Annotated in this window: 15 protein-coding genes; 4 read left to right on the forward strand and 11 right to left on the reverse strand. The window is 70.5% G+C overall.

What is annotated here, in order from left to right:
- Positions 1–9: 9 nt before the first annotated feature.
- On the reverse strand, positions 10–837 hold the full coding sequence (locus ENE75_RS12305) for a DUF6279 family lipoprotein (RefSeq protein ID WP_158288929.1): 828 nt from the start codon (positions 835–837) through the stop codon (positions 10–12).
- A 43-nt stretch (positions 838–880) separates the two neighbouring features.
- Here ENE75_RS12305 and glmU point away from each other — a divergent pair, with 43 nt between their 5' ends.
- Positions 881–2,257 carry a bifunctional UDP-N-acetylglucosamine diphosphorylase/glucosamine-1-phosphate N-acetyltransferase GlmU gene (glmU, locus tag ENE75_RS12310; RefSeq protein ID WP_128198595.1) on the forward strand — a complete coding sequence of 459 codons (1,377 nt, stop codon included), beginning with the start codon at positions 881–883 and terminating at the stop codon, positions 2,255–2,257.
- Here the strand turns inward: glmU and ENE75_RS12315 are convergent, their stop codons facing one another.
- Genes ENE75_RS12315 through tsaB form a run of 3 tightly spaced genes read right to left on the reverse strand, consistent with a single transcriptional unit; the run spans position 2,258 to position 4,315 of the window.
- Positions 2,258–3,100 (reverse strand): uracil-DNA glycosylase, encoded by an 843-nt coding sequence (locus ENE75_RS12315; RefSeq protein ID WP_128198596.1) that lies wholly within the window; start codon positions 3,098–3,100, stop codon positions 2,258–2,260.
- The gene (rimI, locus tag ENE75_RS12320) at positions 3,087–3,578 is read right to left on the reverse strand and encodes a ribosomal protein S18-alanine N-acetyltransferase (RefSeq protein WP_233259043.1); all 492 of its coding nucleotides are present in this window, start codon (positions 3,576–3,578) and stop codon (positions 3,087–3,089) included. Before rimI ends, ENE75_RS12315 begins: the two co-directional genes overlap by 14 nt.
- Positions 3,575–4,315 (reverse strand): tRNA (adenosine(37)-N6)-threonylcarbamoyltransferase complex dimerization subunit type 1 TsaB, encoded by a 741-nt coding sequence (gene tsaB, locus ENE75_RS12325; protein WP_128198597.1) that lies wholly within the window; start codon positions 4,313–4,315, stop codon positions 3,575–3,577. The genes rimI and tsaB overlap by 4 nt, the downstream gene beginning before the upstream one ends.
- Positions 4,316–4,362: 47 nt before the next feature.
- On the opposite strand from tsaB, the gene dacB reads away from it, so the two are divergent.
- Both dacB and ENE75_RS12335 read left to right on the forward strand, forming a co-directional pair.
- Entirely contained in the window at positions 4,363–5,790 is a 1,428-nt protein-coding gene (gene dacB, locus ENE75_RS12330) for a D-alanyl-D-alanine carboxypeptidase/D-alanyl-D-alanine endopeptidase (RefSeq protein ID WP_199232285.1), read from the forward strand.
- A 35-nt stretch (positions 5,791–5,825) separates the two neighbouring features.
- Positions 5,826–6,149, forward strand: a complete 324-nt coding sequence (locus ENE75_RS12335; RefSeq protein WP_128198599.1) for an SWEET family sugar transporter — start codon at positions 5,826–5,828, stop codon at positions 6,147–6,149.
- Here ENE75_RS12335 and ENE75_RS12340 read toward each other — a convergent pair.
- From ENE75_RS12340 to fba, 6 genes are all read right to left on the reverse strand, one after another.
- The gene (locus ENE75_RS12340; protein ID WP_128198600.1) at positions 6,121–7,077 is read right to left on the reverse strand and encodes an SGNH/GDSL hydrolase family protein; all 957 of its coding nucleotides are present in this window, start codon (positions 7,075–7,077) and stop codon (positions 6,121–6,123) included. The genes ENE75_RS12335 and ENE75_RS12340 overlap by 29 nt on opposite strands.
- Positions 7,078–7,141: 64 nt before the next feature.
- On the reverse strand, positions 7,142–8,128 hold the full coding sequence (locus ENE75_RS12345) for an L-threonylcarbamoyladenylate synthase (protein ID WP_128198601.1): 987 nt from the start codon (positions 8,126–8,128) through the stop codon (positions 7,142–7,144).
- Positions 8,129–8,139: 11 nt separating this feature from the next.
- Positions 8,140–9,336, reverse strand: a complete 1,197-nt coding sequence (locus ENE75_RS12350; RefSeq protein WP_128198602.1) for a 5-(carboxyamino)imidazole ribonucleotide synthase — start codon at positions 9,334–9,336, stop codon at positions 8,140–8,142.
- 161 nt (positions 9,337–9,497) lie between these two features.
- The gene (gene purE, locus ENE75_RS12355) at positions 9,498–9,980 is read right to left on the reverse strand and encodes a 5-(carboxyamino)imidazole ribonucleotide mutase (protein WP_128198603.1); all 483 of its coding nucleotides are present in this window, start codon (positions 9,978–9,980) and stop codon (positions 9,498–9,500) included.
- Between the two features lie 34 nt (positions 9,981–10,014).
- Complete coding sequence (locus ENE75_RS12360; RefSeq protein ID WP_128198604.1) at positions 10,015–11,073, reverse strand: hypothetical protein; 1,059 nt, start codon at positions 11,071–11,073, stop codon at positions 10,015–10,017.
- A 56-nt stretch (positions 11,074–11,129) separates the two neighbouring features.
- Complete coding sequence (gene fba, locus ENE75_RS12365) at positions 11,130–12,173, reverse strand: class II fructose-bisphosphate aldolase (RefSeq protein WP_128198605.1); 1,044 nt, start codon at positions 12,171–12,173, stop codon at positions 11,130–11,132.
- 214 nt (positions 12,174–12,387) lie between these two features.
- Between fba and ENE75_RS12370 the strand changes: the two genes are divergently transcribed.
- Positions 12,388–13,392: an STAS-like domain-containing protein gene (locus ENE75_RS12370; RefSeq protein WP_128198606.1), complete on the forward strand. Its 1,005-nt coding sequence runs from the start codon at positions 12,388–12,390 to the stop codon at positions 13,390–13,392.
- A 25-nt stretch (positions 13,393–13,417) separates the two neighbouring features.
- On the opposite strand, the gene pyk is transcribed toward ENE75_RS12370, so the two are convergent.
- Positions 13,418–14,845, reverse strand: a complete 1,428-nt coding sequence (gene pyk / locus ENE75_RS12375) for a pyruvate kinase (RefSeq protein ID WP_128198607.1) — start codon at positions 14,843–14,845, stop codon at positions 13,418–13,420.
- Between the last annotated feature and the right edge of the window lie 4 nt (positions 14,846–14,849).

Raw genomic sequence — 14,849 nt, forward strand, 5'->3', positions numbered from 1 at the left:
CCGGGCGCTTCAGGATGCGCCGCCCCCGGCCAGCGCCCGCACGTCCTCCTCCCAGGCCGACAGCCGCTCGCGCAGGTGCTGGCGCTGGGCCGGCGTGGTGGTGGCGTGCAGCCGGGCCGACATCTCGCAGCCGTGCGCCTGCCAGCGCGCCTGCAGCGCGGCGGTCTCGGCATCGGCCGGCTGCGACAGCGCACGGGCAGCCACGCGCAGGGCCGCCAGCCGCGCCGCGTCGTCGGTGAGCGTGCGCGCGCGCCGCAGCTCGTCGACGAAGCGGCGCTGGCGCTGTTCACGGTCGTCCAGCCAGCGGGCCGCGTCCATCGGCGAGCGCGCCAGGCCCTCGGCCAGCAGGCGTTGCTGGGCATCGGTGAGCGTGCCGTAGAGTTGTTCGGCGCGGTCGACGGCACGCTCCAGCGCGGCGGCACGGCGCGCCTCGGCCGCCGGCTGGGCGCGCTCACGCCGTTCGTCGGCCAGCTTGTCGGCCATCTCGGCCACCAGGTGGTCGATCTGCGCCGGCTTCAGCGTCGGCAGCAACTGGGCACCGGCCGGCAGCGCGCGTTCGGTGGCCGCCCACAGCGCCTCGCGCGCCTGTGCCGTCCAGCGGCAGACCTCCTCGCCAGTCACCTCGCCGCCGGCGCGTTCGCGCCAGGTGGCCAGCCAGCGGGCGTATTCCGGCAGCTGGGTGCCGCGGTGCCAGGCGAACCAGTCGCGCAGCAGCGACCGGGCGGCGGCTTCCTGGGCGTCGTCCAGGTCCAGGTAGCCGTCCAGCCACCACACCGCCAGCGCCGGGCCGTTGTCATAACTCACGCGCACCAGGCTGCAGGCCGACAGCGCGACCACGGCCAAACCGATAATCAGCCTTTTGGCTGCGGACGACAGGCGCATGGCAGTGAACGTCATCATCATGGCCGCCGGCAAGGGCACGCGGATGAAATCCGCCCTGCCGAAGGTGCTCCACCGGCTGGGCGGGCGAAGCCTATTGCAGCACGTGCTGGATGCCGCAGCCGGGCTCGGGGCCATGCATCCGGTGGTGGTCGTGGGCCATGGCGCCGACGCCGTGACCGCGGCGGTGGGCGGCCAGGGCCAGTGCGTGCTGCAGCAGCCGCAGCTGGGCACCGGCCACGCGGTGCAGCAAACGGTGCCGGCGCTGGACGACGCCCACGCCACCACCCTGGTGCTCAACGGCGACGTGCCGCTGATCCGCACCGAGACCGCCGCCGCGCTGGCTGACGCCTGCGGCGGCGAGCGGCTGGCGCTGCTGACCATCGACCTGCCCGACCCCACCGGCTACGGCCGCATCGTGCGCGACGGGGCTGGCAAACGCGTGCTGGGCATCGTCGAGCACAAGGACGCCACGCCGGCCCAGCGCGCCATCACCGAGGTCTACACCGGCATGATGGCCGCGCCCACCGCGCTGCTCAAGCGCTGGGTGATGGCGCTGACCGCCGACAACGCGCAGCGCGAGTACTACCTGACCGACATCGTCGCGATGGCGGTGGCCGAAGGCGTGCCGGTGGTGGCCAGCCCGGCACCCGACGAGACCGAGGTGCTGGGTGTGAACAGCCCGCTGCAGCTGGCCGACCTGGAGCGCCGTTTCCAGCGCCGCCAGGCCGAGGCGCTGATGGAAGCCGGCGTGCGACTGGCCGACCCGGCGCGCTTCGACCTGCGCGGCACGCTCGCCTGCGGCAGCGACGTCGAGATCGACATCGGCTGCCTGTTCGAAGGTGAGGTCACGATCGGCGACGGCGCGCGCATCGGCGCGCACTGCGTGATCAAGGACGCCAGTATCGCCGCCGGCGCGGTGATCCACCCGTTCACGCACATCGACGGCGCCCAGGTGGGCGCCGGGGCGCTGGTGGGCCCCTTCGCCCGCCTGCGCCCCGGCGCGCAGCTGGGCGCGGAGGTGCACATCGGCAACTTCGTCGAGGTGAAGAACTCGACGCTGGCCGACGGCGCCAAGGCCAACCACCTGGCCTACCTGGGCGACGCCACCGTGGGGCCGCGCGTGAACTACGGCGCCGGCAGCATCACCGCCAACTACGACGGCGCCAACAAGCACCGCACCGTGATCGGCGCCGACGTGCACGTGGGCAGCAACTGCGTGCTGGTGGCGCCGGTGACGCTGGGCGACGGCGCCACCATCGGCGGCGGCTCGACGATCACCAAGGACGTGCCCGCCGGCCAGCTGGCCGTGGCACGCGGCCGGCAGGCGGCCATCTCCGGCTGGACGCGGCCTCAGAAGGCGAAGAAAGCGGGCTGATCAGCCCGCGCGGGCCGGCGCTTCGGCGGCGCTGCCGGCCAGCACGTCGGCCGCCAGGCACAGGTCGGCCCAGGCCTTGGCCTTGTCCGGCAGGTTGCGCAGCAGGTAGGCCGGGTGGTACGTGACCACCAGCGGCACGCCCTGGTAGGTATGCACCTGCCCGCGCAGCCTGCCGATCGGCGCGTCGGTGCGCAGGAGCGCCTGCACGGCGAAGCGTCCCATGGCCAGGATGATGCGCGGCTGCACCAGCGCGATCTGCCGCATCAGGAACGGCTCGCATCGGGCCAGTTCCTCCGGCGCCGGGTTGCGGTTGCCCGGTGGCCGGCACTTGAGCGTGTTGGCGATGTAGACCTGCTGCGCCGGGTCGGTGCCGTCGGCATCGCGCGACAGGCCCAGTGCCGCCAGCATGCGGTCCAGCAACTGGCCGGCGGGGCCGACGAAGGGCTCGCCGCGCCGGTCTTCCTGCTCGCCTGGCGCCTCGCCGACGACCATCCAGTGCGCGCGCTCGGCGCCGACGCCGAACACCGTCTGCCGGCGGGTTTCGCACAGGCTGCAGGCCTGGCAGGCCGCCACGGCCTCGCGCAGGGCGGGCCAATCCAGATCGGTCACGGCGTCGGGCAGCGGCGCCGGCGTGGCCGACGGCGGCGGGACGGCGGCATCCGAGGCTGCGCGCAGGGGAGGCGAGTGGCGTCGGGCCGGCGGTGCCGACGGCATCGTGTCGACGTCTGGCTCGGGCAGGCGCACGGGGTCGGCAGGCGCCGTGGCTTCCGGCGCCGCCACGGGCGACCAGACGCGCAGGCTCATGGCCTGCAGCATCGCGTGCTGGCGCTCAGTCCAGCCCATCGGCAACCTCCGGCACCGCACGGCGCATCACGATCGCGTCCTCGCGCCGCCCCTGCGCCGCCGGGTAGTAGCCCCGGCGCAGGCCCACTTCACGGAACCCCCAGCGCTGGTAGAGCACGCGGGCACGGGCGTTGCTCGGCCGCACCTCGAGCCACAGCGTGGACAGGGCCAGGCGCCGGCAGTCGTCTTCCAGGCGGCCGAGCATCTGACGGGCCAGGCCCTGGCCCTGCAGGTCGGGCCGCACCGTCAGGTTCAGCAGGTGCATCTCGTCGACGCCGACCATCGCGATGCGGTAGGCGGCGACGGCACCGGACGCGTCGAGCGCCAGCTCGGCTTCGTAGCCGGCGGACAGCGAGTCCAGAAAGTTGCCCGCGGTCCAGGGAAACTCGTAGGCCAGCCGTTCGACCACCATGACGGCATCGACATCGCGGGCCTGCATCGCCCGGCAATGCAGCTGCAGCGCAGGCACGGCGCTCACGTTGCGGCCTGTCGGGCGGCGCGTTCGGCCGTGGTCAGCGCCACCTTGTCGCGCAGGTACAGCGGCAGGGCCTGCGCCGGGTCGATGGCCTCGCCCCGCTGCCAGGCCGACGCCGCTAGGCGCAGCAGGGCCGCGGGCCGGTCGTGCAGCGTGACGTGCACGGCTGCCGCGGTCACGGGCCATCGGTCGCCCAGGGCCGCCGGGGCATTACCGGCCAGGCGCCGGGGCGGCACGGCGGCGAAGGCCGCCGCCAGCGCGTCCAGCGTGTACAGCGCCGGCGCCACGTCGGCCTGCCAGGTGGCTGGCGCCACCCGGCGGTAGGCGGCCGCGTAGACCTCGCCCATGCGCGCGTCCACGGCCACCCAGACCAGCGGGCCGCCGGCCTCGTCGCGCCAGGGGCTGTCCTCGGCCCACAGCGCCAGGTCGTCCAGTGGCAGCAGCGGGCAGCCGAGGCCGAAGGCCAGGCCCTGCGCCGCGGCGCAGGCCGTGCGCAGGCCGGTGAAGGCGCCCGGGCCGGCGCCGAAGGCGATGGCGTCCAGGTCGGTCGCCACGAGCCCGGCCTCCGCCAGGACGGCCTGCACGGCCGGCAGCAGGCTGGCCGAGGCCTCCGCCCCGCCGGGCGCGGTGCGGGTGACCAAGCCGGCCGGACCACAGGCCGCCACGGCCACGATCTCGGTGGCCGTGTCGATGGCCAGCAGGCGTGGCGACGCCGTGGAGGGGCCTGGATTCTCGGGCATCGGGCGAGTGTAGCCATGCCATCATGGGCGACATGGAAGCAGGACGGATGAGCCGAACCCCGCGGCGCTGGGCCGGTGCACTGTGTGCCCTGGCGCTGGTGTCGGCCGCGCTGGCACACGCCGAGACCCCGATCCTGCCGCCGGAGGTGCGCCAGGCCCTGCAGCGCGCCACGGTGCCGGAGTCGGCGCTCGCGGTGGTCATCGAGGAGGCCGGCAGCGGCCGGCCGCTGCTGTCGGCGCAGGCCCGCGAGCCGGTGAACCCGGCGTCGCTGGCCAAGCTGCTGACCACCTACGCGGCACTCGACCGCCTGGGCCCGGCTTGGGCCTGGCGCACGCCCGTGTGGCTGGACGGCCCGCTGCGCGACGGCGTGCTCGAGGGTGCACTGGTCATCCAGGGTCGTGGGGACCCGACCCTGGTGCTGGAACGCGTGTGGCTGCTGCTGCAGCGAGTGCGGCAACTGGGCGTACGCGAGATCCGCGGCGACATCGTGCTCGACCGCAGCGCGTTCGCCCTGCCTCCGCACATGCCCGGTGCGTTCGACGGCGAACCGCTGCGGCCGTACAACGTGGGGCCGGATGCGCTGCCGCTGAACTACAAGTCGGTGGTCTACGGCTTCGTGCCGGACCCGCCCAGCGGCCGGGCACGCGTGACGCAGGAGCCCCGGCTCGACGGCGCGCCGGCCACCCTGGAGGTGCCCCTGGCTTCCGGGCCGTGCAGCGACTGGCGCGGCGCGCTGAAGGCCAGCTTCGGCCCCGAGGGCGCGCGCTTCGCCGGCGCCTACCCGGCGGCCTGCGGCCCGCTGAACTGGCCGGTGGCCGACCCTGATCCGGACAGCTACAACGCCCGCCTGCTGACCGCGCTGTGGCGCGACATGGGCGGCAGCCTGACCGGCCGGGTGCGCGACGGCACGGCGCCCGCAGGCCGTACCCCGGACCTGGAGGCCGTTTCCCCCCCGCTGGCGGAGGTGGTGCGCGACATCAACAAGTACAGCAACAACCTGATGGCGCAGCAGCTGTTCCTGAGCCTGGCGCTGGCCGAGGGCGCACCGGCCACACCCGAGCGCGCGCGGCTGGCCATGGCCGCCTGGCTCGGTACCCGCCTGGGCGAGGAACTGGCCGTCGGCGTGCGGCTGGACAACGGCGCGGGCCTGTCGCGCGAGACGCGCGCATCGGCCGCGGCGCTGGCGCGCCTGCTGCAGCAGGCCTGGGGCAGCCCGGTGATGTCGGAACTGATGTCGTCGCTGCCCGTGGCCGGGCTGGACGGCACGATGCGGCGCAGCCGCGCCGGCGACGGTCGCGCGCACCTGAAGACCGGGTCGCTGCGTGACGTGGCCGGCGTGGCCGGCTACGTGCTGTCCGACAGCGGCCGCCGCTACGTGCTGGTGGCCATCCTGAACCACGACAATGCGCAGGCCGCGCGGCCGGCGCTGGAAGCGCTGGTGCGCTGGACGCGTGCCGACGGTGCGGCACGCTGACCTGCCGAACACCGACCCTTGCCCTGGAGCCCCCGATGCTGACCGACGCCCTGACGGCGCTGCCCACCCAGTGGCTGGGTTATGCGGCGGCCAGTTTCACCACGCTGTCGTTCCTGCCGCAGGCCGTGCTGACGCTGCGCACGCGCGACGTGTCCGGCATCTCCGCCGGCATGTACGGCGCGTTCACGGTCGGCGTGGCGCTGTGGCTGTGGTACGGCTGGCGGCTGGGCGAGTGGCCCATCATCGCCGCCAACGCCGTGACGCTGGGATTGGCGGCGACGATCCTGGTGACCAAGCTGCTGGCAGACCGGGACGCCCGCCGCGCGGCGCTCAGAACGGGTTGTTCCGCGCCCGGTTGATGGCCAGGATGCCCAGGCGGTTCTGGGCGTTGAAGGCCAGGCGCAGGTCATCGGCCCACAGCCAGGTCGCGGCGTCGGCGCCCGCGACAAGGGTCGCGGTCGTGCAGTCCGGCAGCGCCACGGCGCAGGCCGCATCCTTGATGTTGGCCAGGCCGAAGCTGCTGGGGGAGATGGTCATCGCCTGCACCATCTCGTCGGCCAGCACCAGGCCGACGTAGCGGCCGTCATTGAGCACCGTCGTACGCAGGCCGGCATTGAATTCGGACGTGAGCGTCGTCAGCAGTGCGGCGCGGTCGATGTCGGTGTACGCGGCCTTCTCGGCCAGCGCGTAGGGGGTGAGCCCGACATCGGGAGCCGTGGACACGATGACCCGCGCCCCGGCTGCGACAAGCCGGTTGACCTCCACGGCCAGCTGCGCCCCGCGGGCGCGCGCCTGCGACAGCAGTTCCGAACGGGTGGTGTCCGGGAACGCCGCGTAGAGGTCGAGGACATCGTTGGTGCCGGCGAGCACGGTGACCAGCGTGTTGCCGGCCACGCCGTCGCCGGCGAGCTGCGCATCGACCTGGGCGGCCACGTCGGCCACCCGCGCACCGGCGGCGGCACGCATGAAGGCCTGCGGCGTCACCACGTTGTCCGGGTTGCATTCGGCGAAGGCCAGGTCGTAGATGCTGGCCAGCGCCTGCACCCAGATGCGCTGCGAACTGCAATCGAAGACGCCGTCGGTGACGGTGTTGACCGCGTAGCGGCGACCGTCGGCCGTCAGCGCGCTGGTCTCGTCACCGAAGACGATCAGGCGGTCGGCCACGAAGGCCTCGATCTGCGAGGTGCCGCCACCACAGGAGGCCAGCAATGCGGCCGCCACTGCCGCCAGCAGCGGCTTCGCGGTGCGGCGCACGGACCGCAGTGACAGGAATCCTGGGAAGCTCATCTCATCTCCACGCCCTCGGGCGGGTGGTACAGGCGGGTGGTACAGGCAGGTGGGTACAGCGGGCTCACGCGGCGGCTCGTCGCAGGCGGTCGTTCACCGCCTCCCACGCGGCGTCGGCAGGCGGGTGTTCGACCCAGATCTCGGCGACGCCGGTGGCGTCCAGCGCGCGAAGCACGGCAAACAGTTCGTGCGCGGCGGCGTCGGGCGTGGCAGGCATGGCCTGCAGCACCGCCCCGCCCGGCACCGCCGACAGGCTGCGCGAATATACCGCCACGTTGTGAAGCAACGTGTCCGCCGCCCGTGATGCCAGCGCCGCCGACAACGCGGCGGCATCGGGGAACAGGCGCACCCGGGCCCGCGGGGCGTAGTGCGACGCCAGCGTGCCCGACGCGCGCGGCCGGCCGGCGTCGGGCACGGCCAGCGGCGCGCCGACCGCGGCCTCGAGCAGGTCGCGCGGCAGCCCGCCGGGCCGCAGCAGAGCAGGCGGCAGGCGCGTGCAGTCGACGATGGTCGACTCGATGCCCACTGCGCAGGCACCGCCGTTGAGCACGCACAGGTCGGCGCCGAACTCCTGCACGACATGCTCGGCACGGGTCGGGCTGACCCGCCCGAAGCGGTTGGCGCTGGGCGCCGCCACCCCGGCCACCCCGAGTGCGTGCGCCGCCGACAGCAGTGCCCGGGCCACCGGGTGCGCCGGGCAGCGCAGGCCGATGCTGTCCTGGCCGCCAGCCGCTGCGGCGGCGATGCCGGGGCGGCGCGGCAGGATCAGCGTCAGCGGGCCGGGCCAGAAACGCGCCATCAGCGTCTTCGCCAGGGGGGGCACGTCGGCGCAGAAGGCCTGCGCCGCGCCGGCATCGGCCACGTGCACGATCAACGGGTGGTCGGCGGGCCGGCCCTTGGCGCCGAAGATGCGTGCCACGGCCGCATCGTCGTCGGCCCGGGCGCCGAGCCCATAGACGGTCTCGGTGGGAAAGGCCACCAGTTCACCATCGGCCAGAACCCGCGCGGCCTGCGCCACCGCCGACGGCTCCTGGCCCTGCAGCATCGGCATGTGCGCGGGCCTCAGAACGGCGGCAGGCCCAGCAGGTCGCAGGCCTGCAGGGCCACCGCACGCACCTGGGCCGCATCGGCACCGATGATGTTCAGGTGCCCCATCTTGCGGCCAGGGCGCGCATCCGTCTTGCCATACAGATGCAGGCGGGTGCCCGGCAGCGCCAGCACGCTGATCCAGTCGGGCGAACGCGGCGGGCGGTCTGCGCCGTCGCGGAACCACAGGTCGCCCAGCAGGTTCAGCATCACCGCCGGAGAGTGCTGGCGCGGTGGCGTCAGCGGCAGGCCGGCGAGCGTGCGCACCTGGAGTTCGAACTGCGAGATGTCGCAGGCGTCCATGCTGTAGTGGCCGGAGTTGTGCGGCCGCGGCGCCATCTCGTTGGCCACCAGGCTGCCGTCGGCCAGCACGAAGAACTCGACGCAGAGCACGCCCACGTAATCCAGCGCTGCGGCGATACGCTCCGCAGCCGCGACGGCCGCCTGCGCCTGACCGGGCGACACGTCCGGCGCCGGCACCTGGGTGACGGCCAGGATGCCACCACGGTGGAGGTTCTGCTGCAGCGGCAGGTGCACGCAGGCACCGTCGCGACCGCGCGCGACGATGACGCTGCACTCCACGCGCAGGTCCAGCCGCTTCTCCAGCACGCAGGGCGCCCGGCCCAGGTCGGCCCAGGCCGCAGCCAGGTCCGCCGCACCGTTCACGGTGCGCTGGCCCTTGCCGTCGTAGCCCAGCGTGGCGGTCTTCAATAACCCGGGGAAGAGCTCGGGCCTGGCCGCCGCGGCTGCCAGGCCGGTCTCGTCGACCAGGTCCGCGAACGGCGCGCAGGGCACACCGGCCGCCTGGATGAACGCCTTCTCGCGTGCGCGGTGCTGGCAGACGGCCACCGCGTCGCCCGACGGCGACACGGGCACGTGCGCGGCCAGCGTCTTCAACGCCATGGCCGGCACGTTCTCGAACTCCGTGGTGACTGCATGGGCCAGCCCGCCAAGGCGCTGCAGGGCCTGAGGATCCTCGTACCCGGCCTGCAGGTGGGCATGTGCCACTCGGCCCGCCGGGCTGGCGGGATCCGGGTCGAGCACTGCGGTTTCGTAGCCCAGTTGCTGCGCGGCATGCAGGAACATGCGGCCCAGCTGGCCACCACCGAGCACGCCCAGCGTGGGGGCCCTGCCCTGCAAGTCCGCAGCGGCGGGGAGTAACGGCGGGATCATCGACGTGGCGCCCGGCAGCGCGGCGCCAGGGAGCGCCTCGTCGGATCGGCTGCGCGTGCAAGCGATGCGTGGAGATTCATGTCAGTCCTGCGCCCCGAAGCAGCGGGCGACAGCAAGTTGCCGGGACGCAGGCGCGGCGCGCCTGGTGGAAGGCGGCGAGGTCATTGCAGGTCTTTCGTCATCGCACGTGCCGCTTCGGTCTGGGCCTGGCGATAGGCCTGCAGCTTGGCGTGAAGTTCGGGATTCTCGCGCGCCAGCATCGCCACCGCGAACAACGCGGCATTGGCGGCACCGGCGGCACCGATGGCAAAGGTGGCGACCGGCACGCCCTTGGGCATCTGCACGATGGAGTACAGGGAATCGACGCCCTGGAGGTGCTTGGAGGGAATCGGCACGCCGAGTACGGGCACGGTCGTCTTGGCAGCCAGCATCCCCGGCAGGTGCGCTGCGCCGCCCGCACCCGCGATGATGGCACGCACGCCGCGGTCCCAGGCGGTTTCGGCGAAGCGGAACATGTCGTCGGGCATGCGGTGGGCGGAGAGGACATGACAGTGGTGGTCAATGCCGAACTCACGGAGTAGATCATCTGCAACCCCCATCGCCGCCCAGTCAGATGACGAACCCATAACCACTTCAACAATCATTCAGCACCCCAGTTTTCGCGCAATAAAACTACAGCTACCATTCCGCCGGCGGCGACATCAAGTTCTTACGTTCAAGCAGCTTAGAAAGCTCAGAAGACAATCTTTCTCGATGCTCCAAAGCATCTATTTTCTCCTTACAATAAGCTTGAGCACGGACAATGTCTCCTACCAAGACATAATGATCTTCCAACGCTGAAAGCCAAGCTGCACGCTCTAAGGGCTCCCTCAACTTGACACCAATCGCCTCAAGTTTTTGTAGCAGATCCTGCGCCAGCGGTTGACGCGATAGATTCATCTCGGCCAAAGCAAATTCGACAAACCCACAAACGGCGTCTTCTTGTCGCGAACCATTGGCGTCCTCCAAATAGCACTGCAATGCATTAAGCGCTTCACGATAACGACCACAGATGCTGAACGACATGCCGAGCGCAAGTCGATGCAGATTTGGCTGCGCACCCAACCCGGCCCTGGCATCATACCCAATTGCAGACTGGACAATCCCAAGCGTTTCCTGTGCATCCTCATCCGAAAGCACATTGTTGAATCGCTTTCGCTGGCTCGCATCAAGTGAGGCAACGGCCATGCTGAAGATGACCGAAGTAAGTACCCCCGGAATCCCCAGCGCGGTGGCCGCACGCCGAGACGCCGCGTTCCATCGGCGTGCCGCATCAGGAAGACCCGCATACTCGCTTAGGTTGGCTGCCGTCGTAGAAATACGCAGACGTGCGCGCTGGGATTTCACCTCCCCTGATTCAAGAGAAGTACCGACATACTCAGCAGATTTAATGATATCACCGGCATTGTAGCAAGCCAAAGAAAGCCATCCGCAGGCGACTTGAGATAAATCAGTACCCGGGAAGAACTGTCCGATAGCTATCGCCCGTCGAAGGCGATCACACCCAGAGTCGATCTCGCCAGAATAGAGAGACAACACACCCTCAATGAGCATCGTTTCCGCAGCATGTACTGGACTCTTCTCGATGACAAAATTTCGCCTGATTTCAAGTATGGTGCTGCGAGCCTGCCTTACATTGCCAGTAATACAACTTCCATAAGCCTGATGCAATAATGTGCCCAAGTGCTTCGGATTCATGCATTGCCTCGCAGATTACGAGCTACCGCTCCAAATCCCAAGTAACCGCCCTGGTCCTAATTGGGATAGTAAGCAGAGGCCACGTCTGCGAGTTTCAGCACTCTGATTGATCCCACCCTCCCTTCGCACCCAAACTCCAAATACCTCTGGCGGCAAACCACCCGTGCCGCCTCGCGCGCCGGCTTCAGATAATCCCTAGGGTCGAACTTCTCCGGGTTCTCGGCCATGTACTTGCGGATGGCGCCCGTCATCGCCAGCCGGATGTCGGTGTCGATGTTGATCTTGCGCACGCCGTGCTTGATGGCTTCCTGGATCTCCTCCACCGGCACGCCATATGTCTCCTTCATCTGCCCACCGTGCTGGCGGATGATCTCCAGCAGTTCCTGCGGCACGCTCGAACTGCCGTGCATCACCAGGTGCGTGTTCGGAATGCGGCGGTTGATCTCCTTGATCCGGTCGATGGCGAGGATGTCGCCGGTGGGCTTGCGGCTGAACTTGTAGGCACCATGGCTGGTACCGATGGCGATGGCCAGGGCGTCGACACCGGTGCGTTCGACGAAGTCCGCCGCCTGCTCCGGATCGGTCAGCAGTTGCTCGCGCGTCATCGTCGCGTCGGTGCCGTGGCCGTCCTCCTTGTCGCCACGCATGGTCTCCAGGCTGCCCAGGCAGCCGAGCTCGCCTTCCACCGTGACGCCCACCTTGTGCGCCATCTCCACCACCTCGCGCGTGACGCGGACGTTGTAGTCGTAGCTGGCGATGGTCTTGCCGTCGGCTTCCAGGCTGCCGTCCATCATCACCGAGCTGAAGCCGAGGTCGATGGCGCCCTTGCAAACGGCCGGGCTCTGGCCGTGGTCCTGGTGCATCGCCAGCGGAATGTGCGGCCACTGCTCCAGCGCCGCCTGGATCAGGTGCTTGATGAAGGGCTCGCCGGCGTACTTGCGCGCCCCCGCGCTGGCCTGCAGGATCACGGGCGCCCCCACTTCGTCGGCCGCGGTCATCACCGCCTGCACCTGTTCGAGGTTGTTGACGTTGAAGGCCGGGATGCCGTAGCCGTTCTCGGCGGCGTGGTCCAGCAGTTGGCGCATCGAAACAAGAGGCATGGCAGGCTCCAGAGGGGTTGAAAAAAGGGGCGCGGCGCGCGCCCTCGACGGCGCACGTAATTCCGATGTAATCGCCCGAATTCTACTGACCACCCCCTTGCGCGACCCTGATCTGGCGTGGTTTTGGGCCGCTTTTCGCGTGGCCGCTTCCTGGCCGGCGCGACCACACTGCGCCCACTGCGGCCCTCCGTCTGCTGGCCGCATGGAGCCCGCCATGCCGCGTCCCACCCTGGCTTCGGCCACGACCTGGATCACCGCCGCCGCCACCCACCATCCCGATGACCTGATCGACCACCTGATGCTGTGCCTGGGCATCAGCCGCCGGCGCACGCGGCGGCTGCTCGGCCAGCTGGTCGATGCCCACTGGCTGGTGGAGGAGGGCAGCAAGCGGCGCCCCCACTACCGGCCTGGGCCCATGCGGCAGGTCGTGCGCCGCTACGCCCTGGCCGGCCTGGCCGAAGACTGTCCCTGGGCGCAGGACTTCGCCCCCTTCTTCGACCTGCGGCCCAACGTGGCCCGCCTGGCGCAGCATGCCTTCACCGAACTGCTGAACAACGCCATCGACCACAGTGGCGGCTCCGGCGTCACGGTGTCGATGCGCCAGACGGGGCTGCACCTGCAGATGCTGGTCAGCGACGACGGCTGCGGCCTGTTCCAGCGCATCGAGCAGGCCTGGCAGATCGATGACCCGCGCCTGGCGATGCTGGAACTGGGCAAGGGCAAGCTCACCACGCAGCCGGCCCGCCACCTGGGGCAGGGCCTGTTCTACGTGGCGCGCGCGGCCGACGTGTTCGACCTGCATGCCAACCGCCACGGCTTCCAGCGCCGACCTGGCCACAGCGGCTGGGCCGACGTGCGGCCGATCGAGCGCCAGGGCACATCCATCTACCTCGCCATCGCCCTGGACACGCCGCGCACGCTGGACCAGGTCCTGCGCTCGCACGCCGACGACGGCTACGGCTTCGACCACACCGAAGTCTCGCTGAGGCTGCTCACCGGCCCCAGCACCTGGTTGGAATCGCGGGCCCAGGCCCGACGCGTCACCGCCCGGCTGTCGGCGTTCCGCCGTGCCCACCTGGACTTCAGCGGCATCGACGAGATCGGGCCGGCCTTCGCCGACGAACTGTTCCGTGTCTACGCAAGCGCGCATCCGCAGGTGCAGCTGGTGCCCGAGGCCGCTGCACCTCGCGTGGCGGCGATGATCGCGTCGGTACAGTAGCGCCAGTCGCCAGGTCTGGCGCGGGTCAGCCGACCCGACAGACCTTCAGCATATTGGTGCCACCCGGGTGGCCCATCGGCTCGCCACAGGTGATGGCGTAGGTGTCGCCCGGGCGCAGCACGCCCAGCTGCACCAGCAGCCGCTCTGCGGTGACCAGCGCTTCGTCACGGTCGTTCAGGCGCGGCATCAGCAGCGGCGTCACGTTGCGGTAGAGCGCCATGCGGCGCTGCGAGCCCAGTTGCGAGGTCAGCGCGTAGATCGGCACGCGGATGTGGTGCCGGCTCATCCACAGCGCGGTCGACCCCGACTCCGTCAGCGCGAGGATGGCCTTGCAGCCCAGGTGGTGGGCCGTGAACAGCGCGCCCATCGCGATGCTCTGGTCGATGCGGCCAAAGCGCTTGTTCGCGAAGTCGGTCTCCAGCGTGATGTCGTCCGCGGCCTCGGCCTCCAACGCGATGGCGGCCATCTGCTCCACGGTCTCCAGCGGGTACTTGCCGGCCGCGGTCTCGGCGCTGAGCATCACCGCGTCGGTGCCGTCCAGCACCGCATTGGCCACGTCGCTGACCTCGGCGCGCGTGGGCACGGCGTTGACGATCATCGACTCCATCATCTGCGTGGCGGTGATGACCACCTTGTCCAGTTCGCGGGCCAGCCGGATCATCCGCTTCTGCAGGGCCGGCACCGCGGCGTTGCCCACCTCCACGGCCAGGTCGCCACGCGCAACCATGATGCCGTCGCTGGCCTTGAGGATGGCCTCCAGCTGCGGAATGGCCTCGCTACGTTCGATCTTCGCGATGAGCGCCGGCTTGTGGCGCTGCGCCTCGCCGGCCACGTTGGCCAGCTGGCGCGCCATCTCCATGTCGGTGGCGCTCTTCGGGAAGCTCACGGCCAGGTAGTCGCACCTGAAGGCCATCGCGGTCTTGATGTCCTCCATGTCCTTGGCCGTCAGTGCCGGCGCCGTCAGGCCGCCGCCGGCCTTGTTGATGCCCTTGTTGTTGCTGAGCTCGCCGCCCACCCGCACCGTGGTGTGCACCTGATCGCCCACCACCTTGTCCACCGTCAGCCGCAGCAGGCCGTCGTTGAGCAGCAGCGTGTCCCCCGGCCGCACGTCGCGCGGCAGGTCCTTGTAGTCCAGGCCGACGGCGTCGTTGTCCCCCGGCTCGGTGCGCGCCGCGTCGAGCACGAAGGTCTGCCCGGGCCGCAGTTCCGTCTTGCCATCGGTGAACTTGCCGACGCGGATCTTCGGGCCCTGAAGGTCGGCCATGATGGCCACTTCCTTGCCGGCGCGCTGCGCCACCTCGCGCACCAGCGTGGCCCGGTCGATGTGGTCCTGCGCCGTGCCGTGCGAGAAGTTCAGCCGCACCACGTCCACCCCTTGCCGGATCATGCGCTCCAGCAGTTCGGGCGAGGACGAGGCCGGGCCCAGGGTGGCGACGATCTTGGTGGCGCGCATGGTC

The sequence above is a fragment of the Rubrivivax albus genome (genome assembly GCF_004016515.1).
Taxonomy (GTDB): Bacteria; Pseudomonadota; Gammaproteobacteria; order Burkholderiales; family Burkholderiaceae_C; genus Rubrivivax; species Rubrivivax albus.

Excerpts from the sequence above, each read along its gene's own strand:
- ENE75_RS12345 (WP_128198601.1), bottom strand. The coding sequence starts at position 8,128 with ATGCCGATGCTGCAGGGCCAGGAGCCGTCGGCGGTGGCGCAGGCCGCG.
- ENE75_RS12315 (WP_128198596.1), bottom strand. The coding sequence starts at position 3,100 with ATGGGCTGGACTGAGCGCCAGCACGCGATGCTGCAGGCCATGAGCCTG.
- ENE75_RS12360 (WP_128198604.1), bottom strand. The coding sequence starts at position 11,073 with ATGAATCCGAAGCACTTGGGCACATTATTGCATCAGGCTTATGGAAGT.
- pyk (WP_128198607.1), bottom strand. The coding sequence starts at position 14,845 with ATGCGCGCCACCAAGATCGTCGCCACCCTGGGCCCGGCCTCGTCCTCG.
- glmU (WP_128198595.1), top strand. The coding sequence starts at position 881 with ATGGCAGTGAACGTCATCATCATGGCCGCCGGCAAGGGCACGCGGATG.
- purE (WP_128198603.1), bottom strand. The coding sequence starts at position 9,980 with ATGATTGTTGAAGTGGTTATGGGTTCGTCATCTGACTGGGCGGCGATG.
- fba (WP_128198605.1), bottom strand. The coding sequence starts at position 12,173 with ATGCCTCTTGTTTCGATGCGCCAACTGCTGGACCACGCCGCCGAGAAC.
- dacB (WP_199232285.1), top strand. The coding sequence starts at position 4,363 with ATGAGCCGAACCCCGCGGCGCTGGGCCGGTGCACTGTGTGCCCTGGCG.
- ENE75_RS12335 (WP_128198599.1), top strand. The coding sequence starts at position 5,826 with ATGCTGACCGACGCCCTGACGGCGCTGCCCACCCAGTGGCTGGGTTAT.
- tsaB (WP_128198597.1), bottom strand. The coding sequence starts at position 4,315 with ATGCCCGAGAATCCAGGCCCCTCCACGGCGTCGCCACGCCTGCTGGCC.
- ENE75_RS12350 (WP_128198602.1), bottom strand. The coding sequence starts at position 9,336 with ATGATCCCGCCGTTACTCCCCGCCGCTGCGGACTTGCAGGGCAGGGCC.
- ENE75_RS12340 (WP_128198600.1), bottom strand. The coding sequence starts at position 7,077 with ATGAGCTTCCCAGGATTCCTGTCACTGCGGTCCGTGCGCCGCACCGCG.
- ENE75_RS12370 (WP_128198606.1), top strand. The coding sequence starts at position 12,388 with ATGCCGCGTCCCACCCTGGCTTCGGCCACGACCTGGATCACCGCCGCC.